Source organism: Tardiphaga sp. 215_C5_N2_1, from assembly GCF_052076055.1.
Lineage (GTDB): Bacteria > Pseudomonadota > Alphaproteobacteria > Rhizobiales > Xanthobacteraceae > Tardiphaga > Tardiphaga robiniae.
Genome location: NZ_CP197240.1, coordinates 5,073,440 through 5,097,585 on the forward strand (window position 1 = coordinate 5,073,440; position 24,146 = coordinate 5,097,585).

Genomic DNA, 24,146 nt, shown 5'->3' on the forward strand with positions numbered 1-24,146 from the left:
CCCGATGAACGCACCGCTCGCCCACCCAAAGCCCCGCGCTGTGGACAATGTGATCGAGCTCGAAAAGGTACGCGTCACCTTCGGCACGGCGAAGAACGCCGTGACCGCGCTGGCCGAGACGTCGCTACGCATAGACAAGGGCGAATTCGTCGCCCTGGTCGGTCCGTCCGGCTGCGGCAAGTCGACGATTCTGAAACTGGTGGCCGGCACGCTGAATGCGACCCAGGGCAACGTGTTCGTTGCCGGCCGCGAAATCGGCGCGGGTGCGGCGCGCATCGGCATGGCGTTCCAGAACCCCACGCTGCTGCCGTGGCTGAATATCCGCGACAATGTCATGCTGCCACTGAAGATCGTGCCGCCGTTCAAGGAACGCTTCAGCGCCAAGCGCAAGACCGAGTATCGCGACCGCGTCGAGGCATCGCTCAAGCAGGTCGGCCTCGGCGGCTTCGGCGACAAGTTTCCCTGGCAGCTCTCCGGCGGCATGCAGCAGCGTGCCTCGCTGTGCCGGGCGCTGATTCATGATCCCACGCTGCTGCTGCTGGACGAGCCGTTCGGCGCGCTCGATCAGTTCACCCGCGAGGAACTATGGGAGATCATGCAGAACCTGTGGATCGAGAAGCGTCCGACGGTGCTGCTGGTGACTCACGACCTCAAGGAAGCCGCCTATCTGGCGTCGCGCATCTGCGTGATGCAGGCGCGGCCCGGTCGCATCGTCAATGACAGCACGGTGCCGTTCGCGCGGCCGCGCACCATCGACGTGTCGTTCGAGCCGGATTTCGTCACGCTGACCCAGCGCCTGCGCCAGCGCATCGTCGCGGCTCGCGCCGTTCAGGAGATCGTGTCATGAGCGAACGCGTCCGCCGCCAGGTCATGTCCACCGCCTGCATCATCGGCTTCTTCGTACTGTGGGAATTGTTGTGCCTGATGTTCCATGTCTCGGACATCGTGCTGCCGCGGCCGAGCCAGGTGCTTGCGACGCTCTGGACGCGCTTCCCCGCGATCTGGCCGCATGCGCTGCAGACGCTGTACACAACCATGGTTGGGTTCGGCTTCGGCATCGCGATCGGCATTCTCCTGGGCATGCTGATCGGCTCGTCGAAGCTGGCCTATGATGTCGCCTATCCGATGCTGGTGGGATTCTCGTCGATCCCGAAAGTCGCGGTGGTGCCGATCTTCGTACTGTGGTTCGGCGCGGGCACCGTGCCGGCGATCCTCACCGCGATGATCATGTGCATCTTTCCGATCGTCGTGAACGTCGCCACCGGCCTTGCGGCCACAGAGCCCGAATTGCAGGATGTCATGAAGACGCTGCGCGCGACCAAGCTGGAAATTCTGTGGAATGTGGGGCTGCCGCGCACCATGCCGTACTTCTTCGCCTCACTGAAGGTGGCTGCGACGCTGGCTTTCGTCGGCACGGTGATTTCGGAGACCGTGGCCTCCAATCGCGGCATCGGCAATCTGATGATGATCGCGTCGTCGAGCTTCGATGTGCCGCTGGTGTTCGCCGGCCTGTTCATTCTGGCTGGATTGGGCGTCGGTTTGTATATTGTGTTCTCGCTTATCGAGGCGCGCGTCACCGGCTGGGCGGTGCGCAGCGACAGCTTTGCCGCTGGCGGCTGAACACAGGACACTCCATGACACAGACACTGCTTCCGAATCCTGCCACCGTTCACTGGGGCTATTTCGACGCGACACTGAAGCCTGTGGCCACGATCGACCCTGGCGAGACCATTGCGATCGACAGCGTCAGCGGATCGGCCGAGAGCAGACCGATACAGCACGGCATGACGGTGCGCCCGGAACTGGATGCAGTGCTTCAGGCAGTGAAGCCGGATCTGGGGCCGCATATTCTCACCGGTCCCGTCGCGGTGCGCGGCGCGATGCCCGGCGATGCGCTGCGGGTCGAAATCCTGGACGTGAAGCTTGCGGACGATTGGGGCTTTACCCTATTCAAGCCCGGCATGGGCACGCTGCCCGATGATTTTCCCTATGCCCGCACGGTGTATCTGCCGATCGACACGGCCGAGCGCGTGATCGACACCACCTGGGGCATCAGGCTCAAGGCGCAGCCGTTCTTCGGCGTGATGGGCGTCGCGCCGTCGCCAGCGACGGGCCGCGCCAGTTCGGTGATGCCGTCCTATTTCGGCGGCAACCTCGACAACAAGGAACTCGGCGCTGGTGCCGTGCTGTATCTGCCGGTGTCGGTGGAAGGCGCCTTGTTTTCATGTGGTGACGGCCATGCAGTGCAGGGCGACGGCGAGGTCTGCCTCACCGCGGTCGAGACCGGCCTTACCGGCACCTTCAAGATCGATCTCGTGAAAGACGCCAAGCTCGACGCGCCTTATGCCGAAACGAAGACGCACCTGATCGCCATGGCGTTCGACGAGGATCTCGACGAAGCAGCCCGAGTCGCGCTGCGTCGGCTGATCGCGCTGATCGTGGCGCGGACCACGCTGAGCGATGCGGATGCCTATCAGCTCTGCAGCCTAGCCGCGGACCTGCATGTCACGCAACTGGTCAACCGCAGCAAGGGCATCCACGCGATGATCAGGCACGACATCCTCGCACAATCGAAGCGATAGTCATGACGTGTTCGATCACAAGCGTCGCTGTGTTCTGCGGCTCCAATTTCGGCAATTCAGATGCCTATGCCGACGGCGCGCGCCAACTCGGCGAAGAGCTCGCCAGGGCCGGCATCACGCTGATCTATGGCGGCACCACCAAGGGCCTGATGGGCGTCGTCGCGGATTCGCTGATGAAGGCCGGTGGCACCGCCCATGGCGTCATCACCGAAAGCCTGTGCGCGCGTGGTCATGCGCATCCCCATCTCAACCGCCGTGAGATTGTCGCGACCCTGCGCGGGCGCAAGGAGCGCATGGCGGAGCTCGCCGACGCCTTCATCGCCATGCCCGGCGGCATCGGCACCATGGAAGAGATGATGGAAGTCTGGACCATGAACCAGCTTGGCGAGATCGACAAACCCGTGGGCCTGTTGAACATCAACGACTTCTACGCGCCGTTTCTCGGCTTCATTGACCACATGGTGGTCAGCAAGTTTCTGCCGCCGGCGCACCGGCATTCGATATCAGTAGATCCCGATCCTGCAGCGCTGATCGAGCGGCTGCGCAGCTTCCAGAAGACCGACGTGCCGAAGTGGCTGTGACAGTCCAATCCAGTGATGCCTTTTCAGCACCGCTGCATCAAAATCTTAGCGGTTGATCGCAGCACTGGAAGACCGGAAGCTTGAACCAACCTTCCCCGGAGAATTCGTCCATGCGCCGCCTCCTGACATCTCTCGTCCTCGCCAGCAGCCTTGTGCTCCCGTTTGCCGCGCAGGCGGCGGATCCGGTCAAGATCAAGTTCACGCTCGACTGGAAGATCCAGGGACTCCATGCGTGGTTCTACTGGGCCAAGGCCAAGGGCTATTTCACCGCCGAAAATCTCGACGTCACCATCGACCAGGGCGAGGGCTCGGCCGCCGCGGTGACGCGCGTGATGTCCGGCGCCTATGACGCCGGCTTCGGCGACATCAACGCGATCATCCAGAATGCCGCGACCAAGCCCGGCGAGGCGCCGGTGATGGTCTATATGATCTACAACAAGGCGCCGTTCGCGCTGCTCGCAAAAACAAACGGCCCGATCAAGAGCCTGAAGGATCTCGAAGGCGCCAAGCTCGGCTCGCCTCCGGGCGGCGCCTCGTTCAAGCTGCTGCCGCTGCTCGCCAAGCAGAACGGCGTCGATTACAGCAAGATCAATGTGACGCAGGTGTCGCCGGCGCTGCAGGAGCAGATGCTTCTGCAGGGGCAGGTCGACACCGTCGCGGTGTTCTCCGCCACCAGCTATCTCAATCTGGTGTCGCTGAAACTCGATCCGGACAAGGATTTCCGCTGGTTCTTCTATTCGGACCTCGGCCTCGATCTCTATTCCAACGGCGTGATGGTGTCGCCGAAGCTGGCGAAGGACAATCCCGAGGCCGTGAAGGGCCTGCTGCGCGCCATCAACCGCGCAATGAAGGAGACGGTGCAAAATCCGGACGCCACCATCGACGTGCTCGCCGCGGAAGAGCCGCTGATCAAGAAGGATCTCGAGAAGCGCCGCCTGCTTTACGTTTACACGAACCTGATCGACACACCGGAAGTGCGCGACCTCGGGCTCGGCGACATCAGCGACAAGAGGCTGAGCTCGTCGATTGCCACCATCGCTGCCTCGTTCGAACTGCCCAAAATGCCCGCAGCGGGCGAAATCTTTAATCGCGCGTTCCTGCCCGCCAAGGCGGACCGCACACCGCCGACCATTGCTCCCTGATGACTGACCACCAGAGGACCATCACCTGCGCGCATGTCATTGGGCCCGATGGACCGATGGCCGGCGCGCAGTCGATCGCGATCAGCGATGGGCGCATCGCATCGATTGCGTCTGCGACCGATACCGCCGGGGAGAAGCTGCTGGCGCTGCCTGCACTGGTCAACGCGCATGATCACGGCCGCGCCATCCGCACCAGTTCGATCGGCGCCGACGCCAAGCCGCTGGAATCGTGGATTCACTATCTGGCGCTGTTTCCGTCGGTCGATGCCTATCTCGCCGCCGCCATGGCCTTCGCCAACAGCGCACTCGGCGGCGCCGGCACGGTGATGAACCACTACACCCGCACCCAGGGCTTGACGGATCTGCCGACCGAAGTTGCCAAAGTCGCGCGCGCCGCGCGCGATGTCGGCGTCCGTGCCGGCTTCGCGGTCTCCATGAAGGATCGTAACCCGCTGGTCTATGGATCGTCCGAACCGATCCTCGCAGCATTGCCGCCGGAGCTGCGCCCGGAGATCGAAACCCGCTTCATCCGCGCGCCGCTGTCGCCGCAGGACTACATGACTCTCGTCGACGAGGTTGCGTCAGCGACGGATGGCCCGAACTTCAACGTGCAGTACGGGCCCAACGGTGTGCAGTGGTGTAGCGACGCATTGCTGCAGGCGATCGCCGAAGCTTCTGCGCGCACCGGCCGCCGCGTGCATATGCATCTGCTGGAGACGAAATATCAGCGCCTGTGGGCTGACGCGAATTATCCCGACGGCGTCGTGCGCATGCTCGATGAGATCGGCCTGCTGTCGCCGCGCCTGACATTGGCGCATTGCGTCTGGGCGCGGCAGGACGAGTTCGAATTGCTGGCCGAACGCGGCGTAACTATTTCGATCAACACCAGTTCGAACCTGCATCTACACTCCGGGCTGGCGCCCATGGCCGAGATGCGCAAAGCCGGATGCCAGCTCGCAATAGGCATCGACAGCAAGGCGCTGGATGACGATGACGATTCGCTGCGCGAATTGAGGTTGTCTCACCTGCTCCACGCCGGCAGCGGTTTCGATCTCACCGCCACACGACATCAGGCACTGCAATCGGCGGTCGGCAATGGCCGCTTCTCCGTGAGCAACATCACCGATGCTGGCGTCCTGCGCGCCGGAGCAGGCGCTGATTTGTTGCTTTTGGACTGGGCGGCCGTAGACAACGATTCCCTGCGCGATGACATCGATCCCATCAATCTGCTGTTCTCGCGCGCGAGCGCCAGCCATATCCGCGAATTGATCGTTGCCGGCCGCAGCATTGTCAAAGATAGGCGTGTCATGGGGATCGACTATCCGGCGGTGCGGCGGGAGATATTGGCACAGATGCGGGCGGGCATGGCATCGAACAGCAAGCTGTCAGCCGCGCTGGCAGCAATTGATCACGTAATCGTCGCCTACCACTGTCTCGATGGCTGCTGCTAATGACTGCGCTCTGGTATCTCGGCTCTTTGGGCCGCGCCAAACATCGACCGTCACGTTAGGCGCGACTGCGCGCAGGCGCTCTTTAAGTGCGTCAACCTTGTGGGTTCCAATTCACTATCAATTCATGATCGAGGATGCCGGGCAGGCGGCCGCGCGGGTAGTCGAGATGGTTGAGACGGGCGCAGTCATCACCGCGTGCGGGAAGCGCCTGCAAACGCCGATCCGCTCGATCTGCGTCCATGGCGATTCCACTCATGCCGTCGCAACTGCGCGCCGCCTCCGCGAACGACTGGAGTACGCTGGCGTAAACCTGAAGTCTTTCGGATCAAATTCGAAATGATACTGCGAACGAGCAGGCTTGGCAGCGACGCCAACAGCCACTTCGTCATCACAGAATGAAGTCACTTGCTCTCAACGCGACGCTGTTGACATGGACCTCGAAGTCGATCGTGCCGTCGTCGTCGACATCACCCTGCAGGAAATGATCGGCAAAGCGCAATTGGAACGAGCATCTAAATCCTTAAATACATCTGCTGGGTATGACGTGTGATGTAACTCGATAGCGGCAGATTGTAGGTGATGCTTTGTGTCGGCGTCAGAATGAATGCTGACGGAACAGCTGTCATTGGCGCTCGTGCAATCAGTAACTTGTTCTCGGCGTCCTGCATAGTTTTGCTGCAGTGAGGCATGAATTGGAGCAATTCCCGCCGCAACAACGCGCTTGACAGCATGGTCGATCTAAAGGAGCCTAAACTGCAGGCGTTGGGCAAAGCTGCCCGATAACGCTACAAGTTCAAACCATTTCCAACACCGCGCTTTGAAATTCAAGCGTGTCCAGTTGGTGGCGAGGGCGCCCTCGGCTTCACAGCCGGCGGGCGCTTTTTTTGTTTTGGATCGAGCTGATGATGCGGAAGCACTATCGTATCGGTGTGATGTTCTCGACGACAGGGTCTTACAGTGTCGTCGCACGCTCGATGCTGAATGGTGCGTTGTTGGCTTTCCAGGAAAATGCCGAAGCAGGCGGTGCGGTGACGCTGGAGCCGGTCGTGGTCAACCCTTCGGGCGATCTTACGCATTACCGCGCGCTGAGTTTGGAATTACTCGGCGCCGGGATCCGCCAGGTTTTGGGCTGCTATACTTCTTCGAGCCGCAAGGAGGTCATTCCGTGTTTCGAGAAGTTCGACGGGTTGCTCTGGTATCCGTCGCACTATGAGGGATTCGAGAGTTCGGACAATGTGATTTATACCGGGGCGTCACCCAATCAGCATGTGCTGCCACTGGTCGACTATCTCGTGTCGCGAGTCGGCACCCGCGCGTTCTGTGTAGGCTCCAACTACATTTGGGCTTGGGAGAACAACCGCATCTTCCGTGAGGCGCTGACCGCGCGGGGAGGCGCCGTGGTCGCAGAGCGATACCTGTCCGTGGGCGATACCGAATTCGACCAGGTGATATCGGCGATCCTTGAGCAGCGTCCAGATTTCGTCTTCAACAATCTGATCGGTACGAGCGCCTATGCCTTCTTCCGCGCTTTCCGCGCGGCCTGCCGCGCGCGCGGTATCGATCAGGTCAATGAAATTCCGGTGGCCAGCTGCACGCTGTCAGAGCCGGAGCTTGCGGAGATTGGCGACGAGGCTATCGACGGGCACTTGAGCTCCAGCGTCTATTTCTCCTCGTTGGAATCTCCGGCGAATGCGGCATTCATCGCCGCCTATGCCAAGGCCTTCCCCGGCGGACCAGTATCGTCCGCCGACGCAGAAGCGTCCTACATCGCCGTCAAGCTTCTGGCCGCAGCATTGGAGCAGGCGGGTACCGATGATGCACGCGCCGTGCGCGCCGCGGTCGCCAGCCAGAGCTTGCTGGCGCCGCAGGGCGAGGTGCGCATTGATCCGCAAACCTATCACGCCTGGCTGACACCGCGGATCGCCCGTTCCACCCTCAATGGGCAGTTCGAAGTGCTGCTGGAGGCACGCAGCCCAATTGCGCCAGATCCCTATCTCGTTCAGTCGTCGCCGCGCTTTGCGAGTGCAATGCGCTCTCCCGTGCTCAGAGTGGTGCAATCATGACATCCCGGTTGCTGCAGAATTTCAAAGGCGGTCGCGCTCTTGTCGTCATCGGACGCGGTGGAAAAGAGGGCTCACTCGAGTCCACCCTCGCCAAACTTGGTGTGACGACCGAATATCCCGAGATCGTCGACGGCCGCGCGCAGATCGATGTCGGCAACCTGCAGTCCGAGCGCGATATCCTGTTCATTGACGGCGATCTCGAAGGCGCGGTGGCGATTGAGGTCAATCCCATCTCACGCCTGCCGCCGGTGCCGGTGATCGGTCTGGTCGGCGTTGAGGCGCCGAGCCGTCTGAAGGCGTTGGTCAATCTCGGCGCGACTTCCTTCCTGCGTAAGCCGGTCCACGGCGGCGCCGTCTACACCTCGCTGTTCATGGGCGTGAACCAGTTCATGTTGCGTAGCGATATGCATGCCCGCCTTCAGGATCTCGAAGAACGCCGTCGTAGCCGTCGCGCGGTGATCCGCGCGGTGATCTTCTTGATGCAGCAAGACGGTCTCGATGAAGAGAGCGCCTATTCCCAGCTTCGCCGCGAGAGCATGCGCGCGCGGCAGAACTTGGAACTCTACTGCGAGGAATTTCTGAGCAGGCGGGCAAGTGCGCCCGACATTCCCGGCCGCGCGACCAGCATCACGCTGCGAGGCGGCAACAAGCAAGCGATGTAGGAGACACCAACATGACCAAGAATGTGTTGCGGGGGCTGCGCGCCGTAGCCCTCACGGGGACGCTTGTTCTCGCGACAGGTGCGGCGTTTGCGCAAACCCCGATCAAGCTCGGGGTGCTGGAGGACCAGTCCGGCGATTTCGCAGTGGCTACCATCGGAAAAGTGCATGCGATCCAACTCGCGGCCGAAGAGATCAATAAGGCCGGTGGTATCGACGGCCGGCCGCTTGAGCTGGTCGCCTACGACACTCAGTCCGACAACACACGCTATCAGGAATTCATGCGGCGTGTGCTCCAGCGCGACAAGGTCGACGTAGTATTCGCTGGCTTCTCGTCCGCTTCGCGCGAGGCCTATCGCCCGATCGTCGATCAGTTCAACGGCTTCGCATTCTACAACAATCAGTACGAAGGCGGCGTTTGCGACGGCCATATGATTGTCACCGGTGCGGTGCCGGAACAGCAGTTCTCCACGCTCATTCCCTACATGATGGAGAAGTACGGCAAGAACGTCTACACGCTCGCCGCGGATTACAATTTCGGCCAGATATCGGCGGAGTGGGTGCGCAACATCGTCAAGGAGAACGGCGGCAAGATGGCCGGTGAGGAGTTCATCCCGCTCGGCGTGTCCCAGTTCTCACAGAGCATCCAGAATATCCAGAAAGCAAAGCCTGATTTTGTGGTGACGCTGCTGGTTGGCACTGCGCAGGCTTCCTATTACGAGCAGGCGGCATCCGCCAACGTCAATCTGCCGATGGCCTCGTCGGTCAACGTCGGGCAGGGCTACGAACACAAACGCTTCAAGCCGCCAAGCCTGAAGGACATGTACGTCACGACCAACTACATCGAGGAAATCGATACCCCGGCCAGCAAGGCATTCTACACCAAGTTCAAGGCCAAGTTCCCTAACGAGCCCTATGTGAACCAGGAAGCCGAGAATTCCTATCTCGCAGTCTATCTCTATAAGCAGATGGTCGAACGGGCGAAATCGACCAAGCGGGAAGATATCCGCAAGGTAATCGCGGTCGGTGATGTCTGCATGGATGCGCCGGAGGGCAAGGTCTGTATCGACCCGAAGAGCCAGCATATGTCGCACACCATTTATCTCGCCAAGGTCGGGGCCGATCATTCGATCTCGTTTCCGAAAGTGTGGGAGGGCATCAAGCCGTACTGGCTGGGCGATGCCGGTTGCGATCTGACCAAGAAGGATCCTATGGCGCAGTACACGCCCTCGAACCCGCCGCCGAAACCCTGACATCGGCGTCGGCGCCGTCCCGGCAGGTACGTCTGCCTGCCGGGACAGTGTTCTCGAAGAGCTGAAGTTTCCCTCGCATTTCGAATTTGCATCATCCCGGTTGGTTCATGGACATCGCAACGCATATATTCTCGGCGCTCTATCAGTTCGGCGATGCATTCGCTTTTCTCGTGCTGTCGGCATGCGGACTCGCGGTGATCTTCGGCATGATGGGCGTGATCAATCTCGCCCATGGCGAGTTCATCATGTGCGGCGCCTATGTGACGGCTTCCACCGTCCATCTCGGCCTGCCGCTGCCGCTGGCGATCTTGGCCGGGGCCATCGTCGCCGCGTTGGTCGGCGCGCTAGTCGAACTCGTGGTGATCCGCCATCTCTATGACCGGCCGCTCGACACCATCGTGGCAACCTGGGGCCTGAGCCTCATTGCGACCCAGGGGACGCTGATCTTGGTGGGCTCTTCCATGGCCGGCGTCGGAACGCCGTTCGGCAGCTTTCAGGTTGGCGAGTATTCTTATTCCATCTATCGCCTCGTGCTGTTTGCCTCCGCGCTCGGCGTACTCGGCGGCCTCTATATGCTGTTCAACTGGACGCGCTTCGGCGTGCTTGCCCGCGCCACCATCCAGGTGCCGCACATGGCCGCGGCTCTCGGTGTCGATACCCGCCTGATCTACAGTCTCACCTTTGCCTGCGGTGCCGGGCTCGCCGGTCTTGCAGGTGGCCTGTACGCGCCCACCATGACGCTGGTGCCGACGATGGGCGCCACCTTCATCATGGAGGCCTTCGTCACCGTGGTGATTGGTGGGGCCGACGTATTCCTCGGTACCGCGCCGGCCGGCGCGATCCTCGCGGTGGTGAAGTCGGTGATGACCTCCTGGCAGGGACAATTGTTTGGCCAGATCGGTTTGCTGGTCGCCGTGATCATCGTTGTCCGGGTCCTGCCGAAAGGCATCTCCGGCTTCCTGCTGCGCGAACGAACCTGAAGGATCCGCAGCTGTGAACGGTTTGCCTGGTTTCCTCCGCCGCCTCGAAGGCCCGCAGACTGTGGGTCGTGGTCCGGCGTTCTGGATTACGTTCGCCATCGTGTTCGCGATTGCCTGCGCCTATCCGTTGTTCAGCGACGGTTATACGGTCGGCAATACCGTGTATTTCTTCGTCTGGGTGTTCATCGCGCTCAGCCTGTGTGTGATCTGGGGCTATGGCGGTTCGCTCTCGTTCGGGCAGACCGCTTTTTTTGGCATTGCCGGTTATAGCTACGGCATCCTCACGCTCAATTTCGGCTCGGCTTATGGGTTCACCTTGGTCGCGCTGGTGCTGGCGGTCGTGATCGCCGCGCTGTTTGCGTTGCTGCTCGGCTATTTCATGTTCTTCGGCCGTATCGCCGGCGTCTTCCTCGGTATTGTCACGCTGGCGGTGACGCTGATGCTGGAGCGCTTTATGGCCCAGACCGCGGGCCCTGAGTGGCGCATCGGCGCGGCGCGCCTCAACGGCTTTAATGGCATGAGCGCGATGCCGCCGCTAACGATCCCATGGTCCGGTGGCGACATCGTGTTGTTGGCCGATATCGGACTCTATTACGCCGTGCTGGGATTGCTGCTGCTGGTCTATCTCGGCCTGCGCATCCTGATGAACTCCTCGTTTGGCAACGTCATCGTTGCTATCCGCGAGAATCCGGAGCGCGCGGAGATGCTGGGCTACGACGTGCGCAAATATCAGCTCATCACCTTCGTGATCGGAGCGGCGCTCGCGGGCATTTCCGGCGTGCTTTACACGGCGTGGGGACAGTACATCACGCCGTCGAGCATGGGCATGACCGCGGCCGCGCTGCCGTTGATCTGGGTCGCGGTCGGCGGCCGCAGCGATCTCACGTCGACCGTGATCGGCACGCTGGTGGTGCTCGCGGCCTTCCAGGCCCTGACCATTTACGGCAGCCAATACGCGCTGGTGTTCATGGGTGTGCTGCTGGTACTGACCGTGCTGATCGCGCCGAACGGGCTCGTGCTCGGTGCCATGAATCTGATTTCCCGGCTCGTTGCGCGCCGCAGCAAGGGAGACGTCTGATGGCGCTTCTCGAGCTTCGCGGACTCAATAAACATTTCGGCGGCTTGCATGTCACCAATTCGGTCGATCTCGTGCTTGAGGCCGGTGAAATCCATTGCCTGATCGGTCCGAACGGTGCGGGGAAGAGTACGCTGTTCAGGTTGATCCTAGGCGAACACCATCCCGGCAGCGGCGATATTCTGTTCGCCGGCGAGAACATCACTGCGCTGAAACCGTTCGCGCGCATTCACCGCGGGCTGTCGGTCAAATTCCAGGTGCCTGGCGTATTCAAGGGATTGTCTGTCCGACAAAACCTCGAAATCGCCCTGCAGCGGACGCATCGCAGCGTTGAGCTCGCGCGCGGGATCGATCGGTTGCTGACGTTCCTCAACCTTGAAGCCGAGCAGATGCAGACCGCCGGGAATCTGAGCCACGGCCAGAAGCAGTGGCTCGAAATCGGCATGGCGATCAGCCTGAAGCCGCAACTGTTGCTGCTCGACGAGCCGACTGCGGGCATGTCGCCGGAAGAAACGCATCAGACGGGCGAGATGGTGCAGCGATTGAATGCGGACGGCATGACAGTGTTGGCGATCGAGCACGACATGGCCTTCGTGCGCCAGGTCGCGCAGCGCGTCACGGTGCTGCATCTTGGACAGGTCTTCGCGCAAGGCTCGATCGATGAGATCGTCGCCGACGAACGCGTCGCCGCTATCTATCTGGGGCAGGCCCATGCGTAAGGAAGTCATTCTCTCGACGCAGGCCTTGCGCGCCGGTTACGGCGGCAAGCCGGTGTTGCAGGGCCTCGAAATCGAGGTGTGGGAGAGCGAGATCGTCGCTGTGATCGGCCGCAACGGCGTCGGCAAATCGACGCTGATGAAAAGCCTGATTGGCCTCGTGCCGGCGATGAGCGGTTCGATTGTCTATCGCGGCGAGGCCGTCGAACTGTTGCCGCCGCACAAACGGGCGCGGCTTGGCATGGGTTATGTGCCACAGGGGCGCGACGTGTTTCCGCGCCTGACGGTGGCCGAAAACATCGCCGTCGGCGCTGCGATCAAGGGCGATATCCCCGAGGAGGGACGGCGGCGGATCGTGGAAGCCTTTCCGATCCTCGCGGAGCGCTGGAGCCAGCGTGCCGGCACCATGTCCGGTGGCCAGCAGCAGCAACTCGCCATCGGGCGTGTGCTGATTGCCGATCCCCACCTTATTTTGCTCGATGAGCCATCCGAAGGCATTCAGCCGAATATCGTTCAGGACATTGCCCGCAACATGGTCGAACTCAACCGCAGCACCGGCGTCACTATCATCCTGGTCGAGCAGAATCTCGACATGATCCGCGCCATGGCGCAGCGCTGCTACGTGATGGACAAGGGGCGCATCGTCGCAAGCCTCGATCGGGCCGCGCTCGACGATCAGGCAGAAATGCGCCGTCATCTCGCGGTCTGAAACCAACCCACGCCCATAACAACACAGAGACGAAGGAGTGAATCGATGGCCTGGCAGGAAAATTCGATCATGGCGAGCAAGGGCGTCGCCAAGGGAAAACCCGGCACCCATCACATGATCACCGAACAGGATCAGGGCAAGTACCACTATGTCTATGGCCCTTACGTAGGGCCTGTGCTGACGGTCGATCCCGGCGCTGTGGTCTCCGCCGAAACCCATGATGCGTTCGAGGGCGCCATCAAGCACGAGACCGACATCCCCTCGAAGATTCTCAACTTTCCCTTTCTCAACCCGCAGAACGGGCCGATCTGGATCAACGGAGCCGAGAAGGGCGATACGCTCGCGGTCTATATCGAGAGCATCGTGCCGCGTGGGCCGCAACCGCGCGGCACCACTGTCGTCATGCCGGAATTCGGCGGGCTGGTCGGCACCGGCCAGACCGCGTTGCTCAATCCGGCTTTGCCCGAGCGCGTCAAGAAGCTCGAGATCACTCTCGAGAACGGCACCAAATGGAACGACAAGATCACGCTGCCCTATGAGCCGTTCATCGGCACCATCGGCACTTCGCCGGAGATCGAGGCGATTTCGTCGCTGGTGCCGGACTATTACGGCGGCAACATGGACCTGCCCGACGTCGGTGTCGGTGCGGTGATCTATCTGCCGGTCAATACCAAGGGCGCGTTGCTCTATCTCGGTGACTGCCACGCGGCGCAGGGCGACGGCGAACTCTGCGGCGTCGCGATCGAGCATCCGACCGTGACCACGGTCCAGATTGATCTGATCAAGGGCTGGAGCATTGCTTGGCCGCGGCTGGAGACCAAGGACTTCATCATGACGATCGGCTCGGCGCGGCCGATGGAAGATGCTGCGCGCATCGCCTATCGCGAGCTTTGCCGTTGGATGACGGCCGATTACGGCTTTGAGGAGATCGATGCCTACATGCTACTGACCCAGACCGGCCGCGTCCGGCTCGGCAACATGGTGGATCCGAAATATACGCTCGGCGCTTCGATCAAGAAATCATTTTTGGTCTAAAAGGGTAAGCCGATCATGTCGCGCGTGCACAAGGTTGCCACGGTTCAGTTCGAACCGACCATGTTCGAGAAGGAGCGCAATATCGCGCGGCTGCTCGAACTCTGCGAAGCGGCGGCGACAGCGGGCGCCCGGCTCATCGTTACGCCGGAGATGGGCACCACGGGCTATTGCTGGTTCGACCGGGCTGAGGTCGCACCGTTCGTCGAGACGATCCCGGGGCCGACCACGGATCGCTTCGCAGCGCTCGCGCGGAAACATGACTGCTACATTGTTGTCGGCATGCCGGAGGTCGATAGCGACAGCATCTATTTCAACTCTGCGGTGCTGATCGGACCCGAAGGTGTGATTGGCCAGCATCGCAAGACGCATCCCTATATTGCGGAGCCGAAATGGTCGGCGGCAGGCGATCTCGGCCATCAGGTCTTAGACACGCCGATCGGGCGCATCGCGCTGCTGATCTGCATGGACATCCACTTTGTGGAGACCGCGCGTCTCGTCGCCTTGCAGGGCGCCGACGTGATCTGCCATATCTCGAACTGGCTCGCTGAGCGCACACCGGCTCCGTATTGGATCAGCCGGGCGTTCGAGAACGGTTGCTATCTGATCGAAAGCAATCGGTGGGGACTTGAACGCACCGTCCAGTTCAGCGGCGGCAGTTGCGTGATCGCGCCGGACGGAACAATTGTGGCCCTGATCGATGGCGGGGACGGCTTCGCACTAGCTGACATGGATCTGGACGCGTCCCGCGCGCGGCGTGTTGGCGGTGAAGCCGTGTTCTCTCAGCGCCGCCCCGAACTCTATGCGGGGCTGCTGTCCGATACGTTCAGCTGGAATCCTCGCGATTTCTTCAAGTTGTACGGCCACAAGCCCTGGCCGACGGGGCGGACGTCGCGGGTTGCGGTCGCGCAGATGAGTCCCGGTGATGACGTCGAAGCAAATCTCGCGCGCATCACCTCGCTTGCGCGGCAGGCGGAGCTTGAGGGCAAGGCCGACCTCGTCGTGTTTCCGGAACTCGCGCTGAGCGGCCTCAACAATCCCGGCGCGCGAGCGCAGACTGTTCCGGGGCCGGAGACCGATCAGCTCTGCCGTCTGGCCGCCCAGCTCAAGGTGTATCTTGTCGTCGGCATCGCCGAGCGTAACGGCGATGCGATCTACAACAGCGCGTGCCTGATCGGGCCAGAAGGCCTTGTCGCGGTTTACCGCAAGACCCACTTGACGGAATCCGAGCGTGCCTGGGCGCGTCACGGCGATGACTGGGTGGTGGCCGACACGTCGGTCGGGCGCATCGGCCTTCTGATCGGTCACGATGCATCGTTTCCTGAAGCCGGCCGCATCCTTGCGCTGAAGGGGTGTGATCTCATCGTCTGCGCGGCAGCGATTAAGGAACGTTTCAGCACCCCGCATGTGGGATCGCTTGTGTCGCAGAACTATCCGATCCCGACCGGCGCCGATCTCTATCACTGGCATCACTTCCGGGTTCGCGCCGGCGAGAACAACGTGTTTTTTGCGTTCTCGAATGTGTTCGATCCCGGCAACGGATATCCAGGCCTCAGCGGCGTGTTCGGCCCCGACACCTTCGAGTTTCCGCGTCGGGAAGCCATCGCGGCGGATACCGAAGGGACAGCGACGGCGGTGGTGGACACCACGAATCTCGACACCGTCTATCCGACCAACGTTGTGCGCCGGAAAGATCTAGTTGCTATGCGGATGCCGCACAGCTACCGCGGGTTGATCACGAAAGCTGCGGGGTGGCACGCGCGAGAGCACCGATGACAATCGTGCAAGCCGAGCAGTCAGGCATCTCAACCGAGGAGTGAATCATGGATCTGGGATTGAAGGGCACGAACGCTCTCGTGACGGGCGGAAGTAAGGGAATCGGTCGTGCGATTGCGGATATGTTCGCTAGCGAGGGCGCCAACGTCGCCATTTGCGCGCGACAACAAGAGCAGATCGACAGCGTCGTTGCGGCCTTGCAGGCGAAGAGCGTCAAAGCCTGGGGCAAGTCGACCGATGTCGCCGATCCCGTCGCCCTCAAGCAATGGGTTGACAGCGCGGCCGCCGAGCTCGGCGGTGTCGATATCCTCGTATGCAATGTCAGCGCACTGGCGGTCGGCGATACCGCGGAAACCTGGGAAAAGTCATTCCGCATCGACATGATGCACACGGTCAATGCGGTGGCGGCCGCGCTTCCCTATCTGGAAAAATCGAAGACGCCGTCGATTGTCATCGTCTCCAGCGTCTCCGGGTTCGAGGTCGATTTCGCCGCCGGCTCTTACGGCGCCTTCAAGGCTGCACTGATCCACTATGCCAAGGGATTGAGCAATCAGCTCGCCGGCAAAGGCGTCCGCGTCAACGCGGTGTCGCCCGGCAACACCTATTTCGAGGGCGGCATATGGCAAGGCATAGAACACGGCTCGCCCGAGCTTTACAAAACGGCCATGAGCTTGAATCCGACCGGCCGAATGGGAACCGCAGAGGAAGTGGCCGCCGGGGTCGTGTTCGTGGCTAGCCCGATCGCGAGTCGCATCTCGGGTACCAATCTCATCATCGATGGTGCACTGACGAGGGCTGTGTAGCTTCGAAACGAGATAGGCGGCGGCACCGGTCGGCGACAGCGTTGCAATGCTGATCACGCAGGATTCGGTGTCGTCCTATGTACGCAAGCTGCTGCGGCGCTGGGGGATGATGACCTCTTATGGTGCGGTCGTTGAGGTGTCGATGGTAGATCTCACTGGCTCGACGTTGGTTGGACTTAACTCAAATTTTCTCTTGATGGATTGGACCGATCAGGGCTGTCTACCTCCCACTGCTCCGATTTGTGTAAACGCAGCAGATCATGCTCGATCATTTTCAGCTCCGGGATCAGTCGTGACAAAATGTGCGAGTGGGGTATGGAGTGGGATAGTTGTGGATCAACATCCTTGAAGGAAGAATCTCATTTAGAAGCAAGATTCTAGTGCTTTCCTAAGTCGGAAGGGGGGTAACTTGGGCTGATTCCTCGTTACAGGTCGGAATAGACCGGAAGTATCATGCAGCTGCCTTCACGAAACTCCACGGTCACATTGTAGTACGGATGCCGAATCGAGATCTATCTCGGCCAGATCATGTCACTCAGCGGCAACTGTCGGACTGGCAGATGTCACGATATAGCGTCCTCCAACGGGAGCGATCGTGAGGACTGGCAAAGAACTAGATTTCTGCGATCGAGCTCTTCCAGAGGATAGGTAATAGCTTTACCGATCTTGAGGAACGATGGACCGTTTCTCATCGAGCGCCAGTTACGGAGGAGCTCCGCTGACCTGTCCGCGATAACGCTCAACAACCTCCCCAACGGTGGAAAATACTGGACCTGCTGGAGGTACGAAGGAGCGGCTGGTGACGAAATTGCGCAATGACCTGTTGCACGTTCCAAGTTGCGTGAGGCTAGGATCGATGGTCATCGAAGAGACTCCGGTAAGTGCAGAAGGTGTTCTGCAATCAAACATTGACTGATCTCGGCTCCGAGAACACCGTCAGCGGATTGCGACCATTCCGATACATCGGTCTAAATTCCTGCTCTTCTGACGCTACAGAACGCGCGTCGGCGTAGAGCCCAAAGCAAGCTCATGCACGAACCGCGGAATGAACGATTCTGGAATGACTGCTCCTGGTGCAGGGCGGACGTTCGGGTCAAGCACGGCTTTAATTTAAGTGCCCGAATCGCAAATGGTCTTGCGCTCTACTATGGTATGGGCTGGTGAGGACGATGGTGATGGTCTACTCGCGGCCGCGGAGGAGCAGGCAATCTGCTCCGCAGCGCAGGACTTGAGTGGCGATCAAGCGTCGAAGGCGTCTTAGGCGACAGCTTCTGTAGGACTCACGTCCATATTCAGCTGAAAGAACATCATCGCTGGCGTGCAAGCTAGTTAGTTCCGCGATTCGTTGATCTGTTCGCAGAACTGATAAAATACTTCGGTATGCTGTAGTGAGAAAGCTCCGTTTTGGATTTGGAATAGCTCACGGCGATTTGTTCGCGAGTAAACGATAGAGACTACCAGGTTACGGTTCTATCCCAAGGCGTGGAATGGAAGTTGCAGCACTTACGCAAGGAGTTCAGTGTTAGGAGGTACAGATGGCAATGTTACACCGGCCTTGGACGGACGATGAGATTGCAAAGCTCCGCAGTCTAGCTGGTAGGCTAACGCCAGAAGAGATAGCGAAAGAAATTGGGCGAACTCGGGCCGCAACAACGATCAAAGCGCACGAATTACATTTATCTCTGAGACGACCAGGCGCAAACCGCCTGGATAAACGTTGGGTCAAGAGCTCAATGCTCGGCTAAGCAAGCTCATCTGTTGGGTTTGAGAGCTGTGTATTGAAACCCTTCGTTTGTTGTCTCGAACTATGGCTGGCTGACCATGTGCCGCTCGTCAGCCGGCTCAAAGCCGTCGTCTGCTTCGAAATCTCTCCGAAGGCCAATGAAACCCCAATACATTAGCGGCTACGCGTAAGAGACGAGCCTATTCTAGAAGGGGGTGGTTCTATCCAAATCGTGAAACGCTCGGTCGTGCACGTCCGACCCGACCAAACCGAACACCCAGAGAGCTTGCCCGTCGTTTGACTGCAGCCGGCGTACGATCGAGGAACTGCGCGATCTCAAAACTAGATCGGCCGGCTATAGCAAGTTCCCTCAGTCTCTGATCTTCCTCAACCGACCAAACATTGTTCGACGGAACCGTCACGTTTGCCCCCTTACTCTTCAAAGATCTCCAAGACGATAGGAAGTCTGGTGGTGAATTCGGATTGATGTTCGTCGGACTTATGCGGAAGGGTCGACGGATATCATGACGATCCCATCGACATTGATAAGGAACACCATAGTCGGCTCCTCAGACTCGGGAGCGCGAAGATGCGCGTGCTCAAAGGCAGCGATCTCGCGTGGCGAGGCAAGGCGGTATGCGAGGCGGGAATGGGGGGTGCAAATCGGCTCGCCATTGGCGGTCAACGACTCAAGATCTGTTCTAAGCAGATCATCGGCACACATTGCACCAGCGATATCCGCATCGGGTGCGTCAAATACAAGCGTCGGCCTGCCGTCAATCTCAAGAACAAATACTTGAGCCGCTGTCATTAGAAGACGTGCCTCGTAACAAAAACGGAAACTAAAATCCAACAATAGAAAAATAGAATGAACCGCGTAATTGTCTCCGAGCCGTGCCGCGGATTGATGAGCCGGCCGTGGTCGGTCAATCCAGGAATAATCCGTGAAGGGAAAATCAGAACTCAACGCTCCTGTACAGCTCCTTCACTCGCTCTCGTTGGTATGTTGATTTGATCCAGCCAGCGGCACAATTGCCCAAATGTTGCCGATGATTCTCGCAGTCGAGATGTCTCCCAATAATATCGGCCACATACTGCGGATCCATCGATGCCAGGTGAACAGCCGTCCTCCCGTCGCAAGAGTAATCGCGTATCCCGCCCACGGCATTTGCGATAACGGGCAAGCCTACCATCATAGCTTCGGCGACGACGATACAGAATCCTTCCTCGTCACTCATATGGATAAAGAGATCGTGCTCAGCCGCATCGGCGTACCATTTATGCTTGAAACCGGCGAACTCGACCTGTTGGCCAATGCCAAGCTCGTTCGCCAATTGTTGAAATGCGGATTTCATGGGGCCTTCGCCATAGATGGTCAGAACGACGATACGACCACGATCGGCGAGAATCCGAATTGTCTTGAGCAGGAGATCGACGCGTTTTCGACTGACCAGGCGACCAGCGGTTACGATCCGCGCGGGGCCAGAGAGTTCATAACAGCTCTTCAACGGTGCTTCATCACTGGCAAGGAACAGCGGTACGACTTTCTCCTCACGCGGCCGCGGTTTGAAATAAACGCGCGTTGCATTCAATGTCGTCGTGCAATCTGCCCAAACGCTATCGACGCGATCGGAAGTCAGTCTCAGAAGTTTGCTATATAACGCGACGGCCCGTCCGCGCTCCAGTTCGGCAATATGCTCGAAGGCAATGCACTTGACCTTGGGAAATGCATATAGAACGAACCTGCCGATAATGTTCGCCTGTTTAAGTGACAAAATAACTGAGTCTGGACGGAAGGTGACGATGGTCCGGAACAGCAGATACATTCCGATGACGCAGCCGCGGATCGTCAGCTTTGGCGAAGCGCTGGCTTCGATGATGCGGTCTTCGCCCGCCAAAGCTCCGACTTCACGCCTGAGCTCGGCGGAACCTCTGTGCAAAATGATGACCCGGAAGTCGTAACCCTCGAAAAGGCCGTTCTCCAGCAGGCTGCGCAGCCCGATCTCGGCACCACCTCGCGTGAGGCCATTAATGAAGTAGATAACGCGGCGTTGCCCGGTCATGATCGGCTCGCGCGTGACAGCGTCAACTTTACGGCTCTCATGGCCGATTCGCCGCCTAGATAGTGTAATGCGAGAGTCAGCCAGGCTCGCAGATTCAACGGATGGAAATAGATCGCCGACGTCAGAAGATTCACGGCGCTGTCGCTACGGCCGTCCAGCGCCTCCAGATTGCCGAGCTTTCGTGCTCGTTCGGATAGCCGCCTAGCTGCGTAACGAAGCAGACGTGGATCCTGAGCAGCGATATGAAGCGCCACGTAGGCGTGATGCTTCATCAACTGGTTGCGTTTGGAGGTCACGGCCGATTCGTGAAGTCGCTTGTCAATCAGAGGGATCTTTACCGCTGCAACGCGACCTAGCCTTGTTGCACGGAAGAAAAATTCAGTGTCCTCGAACACTTCCAGCGTCGCGTCGAAGCCGCCAAGCTTGTCCCATAATGATCGCCGCATCAGCACCGTGGACGGGACGATGGGGGGGTCGTCCATGAAATACGCCAGGCTTTGATCGGACTGAAGGGTAAGATCAACGAGCGGGGCCACTTCCGGCGGCTTGCGATTGTCCGACCAGAATAATGAGAATGCAGTATAGACGAGCGCGGTCTCCGGGATGGCCTCGAAAACGGCAAGCTGCCGTTCGAGCTTGTCCGCTCGCCAGAGATCGTCCGCATCCAGGAAGGCGATATAGTCGCTGTCGGTGACGGCGACGCCGCGATTGCGGTTGAGCGACACACCGCGTGTGCCCGGAATCTTGCCTGTGGCGACCGGCAAGATCGATATACGGGGATCGCGCGCGGGGAGCTCCTGCAGGATCGCCTGGGTCTCCGCATCCGACCCGTCGTCGCAGATAACGATGTGGTCGATCAGGTCAGCGCGACTTTGCCCGAGCACGCTGGCAATGGCTGCATGCAGAAAAGGCCCCTCGTCAAAGCAGGTAACGATAACGGAAACACTCATGCGATTACTCACTACTACGTTCCAACCGGCTTCTCTGCGTCAGGTGCGGTCTATGCATATCGCCACCAGCTCAAGTGGCCCGGTTCTCCATGATATACCGATGCTGTTTTCCGGGTTCGATCGCGTGCTGCGCGCGAGCGACCGCGACACGTTGCTCCACGTAAATCCGCGCGCGCATGACAATACTGGGTAGCAAGTCCGGCATCAGAGTAATCAAAACGATGATCACGAACATCTCGGTGCCGGACCCTTCATACCACATGTAGGTCAGCACTGGGATGAACATGATGAACAGGATTCGGATGTAGGCATAGTCGCCGAAGCGACGCCGCATCCAGATGGCATCGCGAATACTCAGGATCATCGAACGGCCAAGCGCAGCAAGTACGATGCCAGTACCGAGAATTCCGTTCTCAGCCAGCATGCGCAGAAATTCATTATGCACGGCTGCCCGCAAATACGGCGGATAGTTTGCGAAATATGTCCGTGCGAAATTGCCGGTTGCATCAGTACCTGCGCCCAGGAACGGGTTCTGGGAGAACATCGCCCACGCGACTTCGGTGCCAAGCCTGCGAGCGGTATCGCTAATGGAGGAAGGTAAGCCGCCTTCTATCGCGTACCAGATCTCATTCCGGTCCTGCTCGAAAAATATACTGCCGACACGCCGCGATATCTGTCCGTCGGTCAGAATGTCTGCAAAGACCATGGCCAGAGCGCCCGCCGCGGCAGCCAGAACGAGAGCGCCCAGGTTCCGAATATTGAGAAATACCGCGAGTGTGACGGCCAGAAATGGTACCAGCGCCTTTCGCTCGGCCGACATCAGGATCAAGACAAAAAGCAGACCCCAGATCGAGAGCCAGAAGCGGTTGGTCGGCAGCGCCCCGATCACAAGGCCGATCGCGATGCACATCGGGAGAAACAGAAAGGCCGATTTTGGATCGCCTAGTTGCTTCCAAACAATGATATGGCCATGTGAGACATGCCAGATGACGTTGAATGCAATTGTCGCGGCCAGAAGCCCGAGAAGTAGCTGGTAATGCCAACGTCGAAGGCCGGACGTATCGATATTGCAGATGAGAATTCCGAGAGAGATAAGAATTGCGATCTGCAAAAATCGCTTGCTGATGTAAGCTAGCTCACCGGTCCAAAGTGCCGGAAGCGTCGAAACCAGATAAAACATGACGAGAAGGAGCAGGCCTGCACTTGCTCTGATGTGACGCGGATGTGTCGTGCATAGATACAGTGCAATAAGACCCAGGGTGACAATGTCGATGGGCTTCAGCGTGCCAGCCGGAGTTCGTAACTCCAGGCCCATGAAAAGTGCGCCGAGCGAACAGACGATGCCGGCCGTGACGATGCTTCGCGGTGTAATCTCAAATCGGCTTCTGAGGGAACTATTGTACAATGGCCCGCGCTCGCATGATGGCAGTTTGGTAGATCGTCTCTAGAGACACGCCCATACTGGCAGTCGACCACTTTTCCAGATCGATGGATTTTGCATTTGAACTCATGCTGGCAAGAAGAAACGGGTCGTCGAGTAGGCTGCGGACGGAGGTCAGCATTGAATCAAAATCTCCCTGCTTGCAGACCACGCCGTTATACTCCGACTTCACAATCACCTCGATGCCCGGCAGGTCGAAAGTAACGGCAGGTTTTCCGCTGGCACAGTATTGAACGACGGCCCGCGGCAGGCCCTCTCTGCCAGAGCAATAGATGCACAGATCTGCCGTCTCCAGAAACGCGGGCGCGTCGGAGACATAACCGCACACATCAATAGTCTCCTGTAGCCCGAGATTAGACACATGCTCCTTCAATGAGTCTTCGAGCGCGCCTGTACCAGCCAGCACGAATGTCGTGTCGCCAAACTGTGCCCTTCGCTCGCTGATGCCGTCGATCAGCTCGCGATGAGCCTTCCGCTGTTCGTAATTAGCGAGATAGACAACTCGTCGGCGCGGACGGCTCGTCGGAGTGTCGATGCGCACGTGCTCCAGCTGTCGGCATCGGAAGGCATCAATGTCCATGCCGCTGGGCACGATATAGTGCAAATCGGGGGTGCCGACGCCATGCGCGAGCGCTAGTTCCATCATGCCGGGGCTCACATCGACGAAAGCGTGGGTGCATGATGCGGTGACCCGCTCCAGAGCAACATAGACCTGACGCTGCAGCCAGCCGACGTTGATGAAAGCGAGGATATGAATTCCGTGAACGACGGCGAGACTCGGGATGTTCATTGCCGCCATGCGCCCGATGACGCCGGCCTTGCTGGTGTGCGTATGTACGACGTCCGGCCGGAGCCACCACAGCAGGCGCCGGATCGTACGCATGGCGCGCAGATCCCGCATCGGGCTGATGCTTCTGGTCAGGGACTTGACCTGAATGGCTTTCACCGCCGGATGCAACCGAGCAATCATCTTCGGATCGAAGTCGTGACCATAGATGATTGTGACGGGATGCCCCAGTTGAGCAAAATGGTTGCAGCTGAGGACTGTATTTTCATCAGCTCCTCCTGCAACGAGGCGAGTGATGATGTGAAGAATATGATGCGGATTCGTATTGTACATGTCGATTTCTCCGGAAGAGAAAACGTA

Annotated in this window: 22 protein-coding genes; 18 read left to right on the forward strand and 4 right to left on the reverse strand. The window is 59.4% G+C overall.

What is annotated here, in order from left to right; genetic code table 11:
- The first annotated feature begins 4 nt into the window (after window positions 1–4).
- The 18 genes from AB7828_RS24080 to AB7828_RS24165 all read left to right on the forward strand — a co-directional run bounded on the left by AB7828_RS24080 (window position 5) and on the right by AB7828_RS24165 (window position 19,359).
- Entirely contained in the window at window positions 5–847 is an 843-nt protein-coding gene (locus AB7828_RS24080; RefSeq protein WP_441231365.1) for an ABC transporter ATP-binding protein, read from the forward strand.
- Window positions 844–1,620, forward strand: coding sequence for an ABC transporter permease (locus AB7828_RS24085; RefSeq protein WP_441231366.1), 777 nt, complete (start codon window positions 844–846; stop codon window positions 1,618–1,620). The genes AB7828_RS24080 and AB7828_RS24085 overlap by 4 nt, the downstream gene beginning before the upstream one ends.
- A gap of 14 nt (window positions 1,621–1,634) precedes the next feature.
- Window positions 1,635–2,582, forward strand: a complete 948-nt coding sequence (locus tag AB7828_RS24090) for an acetamidase/formamidase family protein (RefSeq protein WP_441231367.1) — start codon at window positions 1,635–1,637, stop codon at window positions 2,580–2,582.
- A gap of 2 nt (window positions 2,583–2,584) precedes the next feature.
- Window positions 2,585–3,163: a TIGR00730 family Rossman fold protein gene (locus AB7828_RS24095; RefSeq protein WP_441231368.1), complete on the forward strand. Its 579-nt coding sequence runs from the start codon at window positions 2,585–2,587 to the stop codon at window positions 3,161–3,163.
- 110 nt (window positions 3,164–3,273) lie between these two features.
- Window positions 3,274–4,305, forward strand: coding sequence for an ABC transporter substrate-binding protein (locus AB7828_RS24100; RefSeq protein ID WP_441231369.1), 1,032 nt, complete (start codon window positions 3,274–3,276; stop codon window positions 4,303–4,305).
- Window positions 4,305–5,756: an amidohydrolase family protein gene (locus tag AB7828_RS24105; RefSeq protein WP_441231370.1), complete on the forward strand. Its 1,452-nt coding sequence runs from the start codon at window positions 4,305–4,307 to the stop codon at window positions 5,754–5,756. The genes AB7828_RS24100 and AB7828_RS24105 overlap by 1 nt, the downstream gene beginning before the upstream one ends.
- Window positions 5,743–6,096: a LamB/YcsF family protein gene (locus AB7828_RS24110; protein WP_441231371.1), complete on the forward strand. Its 354-nt coding sequence runs from the start codon at window positions 5,743–5,745 to the stop codon at window positions 6,094–6,096. Before AB7828_RS24105 ends, AB7828_RS24110 begins: the two co-directional genes overlap by 14 nt.
- A gap of 562 nt (window positions 6,097–6,658) precedes the next feature.
- Window positions 6,659–7,819, forward strand: a complete 1,161-nt coding sequence (locus AB7828_RS24115; protein WP_441231372.1) for a transporter substrate-binding domain-containing protein — start codon at window positions 6,659–6,661, stop codon at window positions 7,817–7,819.
- On the forward strand, window positions 7,816–8,481 hold the full coding sequence (locus AB7828_RS24120) for an ANTAR domain-containing response regulator (RefSeq protein ID WP_309944902.1): 666 nt from the start codon (window positions 7,816–7,818) through the stop codon (window positions 8,479–8,481). The genes AB7828_RS24115 and AB7828_RS24120 overlap by 4 nt, the downstream gene beginning before the upstream one ends.
- Window positions 8,482–8,492: 11 nt before the next feature.
- Window positions 8,493–9,731, forward strand: a complete 1,239-nt coding sequence (locus AB7828_RS24125; protein WP_120292931.1) for an urea ABC transporter substrate-binding protein — start codon at window positions 8,493–8,495, stop codon at window positions 9,729–9,731.
- Window positions 9,732–9,838: 107 nt separating this feature from the next.
- Window positions 9,839–10,711 carry an ABC transporter permease subunit gene (locus tag AB7828_RS24130; RefSeq protein WP_089267934.1) on the forward strand — a complete coding sequence of 291 codons (873 nt, stop codon included), beginning with the start codon at window positions 9,839–9,841 and terminating at the stop codon, window positions 10,709–10,711.
- Between the two features lie 13 nt (window positions 10,712–10,724).
- The gene (locus AB7828_RS24135; RefSeq protein ID WP_309944904.1) at window positions 10,725–11,789 is read left to right on the forward strand and encodes a branched-chain amino acid ABC transporter permease; all 1,065 of its coding nucleotides are present in this window, start codon (window positions 10,725–10,727) and stop codon (window positions 11,787–11,789) included.
- The gene (locus AB7828_RS24140) at window positions 11,789–12,505 is read left to right on the forward strand and encodes an ABC transporter ATP-binding protein (protein ID WP_120292935.1); all 717 of its coding nucleotides are present in this window, start codon (window positions 11,789–11,791) and stop codon (window positions 12,503–12,505) included. Before AB7828_RS24135 ends, AB7828_RS24140 begins: the two co-directional genes overlap by 1 nt.
- Window positions 12,498–13,211, forward strand: a complete 714-nt coding sequence (locus AB7828_RS24145; protein WP_175365722.1) for an ABC transporter ATP-binding protein — start codon at window positions 12,498–12,500, stop codon at window positions 13,209–13,211. The genes AB7828_RS24140 and AB7828_RS24145 overlap by 8 nt, the downstream gene beginning before the upstream one ends.
- Window positions 13,212–13,256: 45 nt before the next feature.
- Entirely contained in the window at window positions 13,257–14,246 is a 990-nt protein-coding gene (locus AB7828_RS24150; protein ID WP_120292939.1) for an acetamidase/formamidase family protein, read from the forward strand.
- A gap of 15 nt (window positions 14,247–14,261) precedes the next feature.
- Window positions 14,262–16,019 carry a nitrilase-related carbon-nitrogen hydrolase gene (locus AB7828_RS24155; protein WP_441231373.1) on the forward strand — a complete coding sequence of 586 codons (1,758 nt, stop codon included), beginning with the start codon at window positions 14,262–14,264 and terminating at the stop codon, window positions 16,017–16,019.
- A gap of 47 nt (window positions 16,020–16,066) precedes the next feature.
- Window positions 16,067–16,822 (forward strand): SDR family NAD(P)-dependent oxidoreductase, encoded by a 756-nt coding sequence (locus AB7828_RS24160; protein WP_441231374.1) that lies wholly within the window; start codon window positions 16,067–16,069, stop codon window positions 16,820–16,822.
- A 2,312-nt stretch (window positions 16,823–19,134) separates the two neighbouring features.
- Window positions 19,135–19,359 (forward strand): hypothetical protein, encoded by a 225-nt coding sequence (locus AB7828_RS24165; RefSeq protein WP_441231375.1) that lies wholly within the window; start codon window positions 19,135–19,137, stop codon window positions 19,357–19,359.
- Window positions 19,360–19,501: 142 nt separating this feature from the next.
- On the opposite strand, the gene AB7828_RS24170 is transcribed toward AB7828_RS24165, so the two are convergent.
- From AB7828_RS24170 to AB7828_RS24185, 4 genes are all read right to left on the reverse strand, one after another.
- Window positions 19,502–20,608, reverse strand: coding sequence for a glycosyltransferase (locus AB7828_RS24170; RefSeq protein WP_441231376.1), 1,107 nt, complete (start codon window positions 20,606–20,608; stop codon window positions 19,502–19,504).
- A complete protein-coding gene (locus AB7828_RS24175; RefSeq protein WP_441231377.1) occupies window positions 20,605–21,558 on the reverse strand; it encodes a glycosyltransferase family 2 protein in 954 nt (317 codons plus the stop codon). The genes AB7828_RS24170 and AB7828_RS24175 overlap by 4 nt, the downstream gene beginning before the upstream one ends.
- Window positions 21,559–21,628: 70 nt before the next feature.
- Entirely contained in the window at window positions 21,629–22,963 is a 1,335-nt protein-coding gene (locus AB7828_RS24180) for an O-antigen ligase family protein (protein WP_441231378.1), read from the reverse strand.
- Entirely contained in the window at window positions 22,953–24,119 is a 1,167-nt protein-coding gene (locus tag AB7828_RS24185) for a glycosyltransferase (protein ID WP_441231379.1), read from the reverse strand. Before AB7828_RS24185 ends, AB7828_RS24180 begins: the two co-directional genes overlap by 11 nt.
- Window positions 24,120–24,146: the final 27 nt, after the last annotated feature.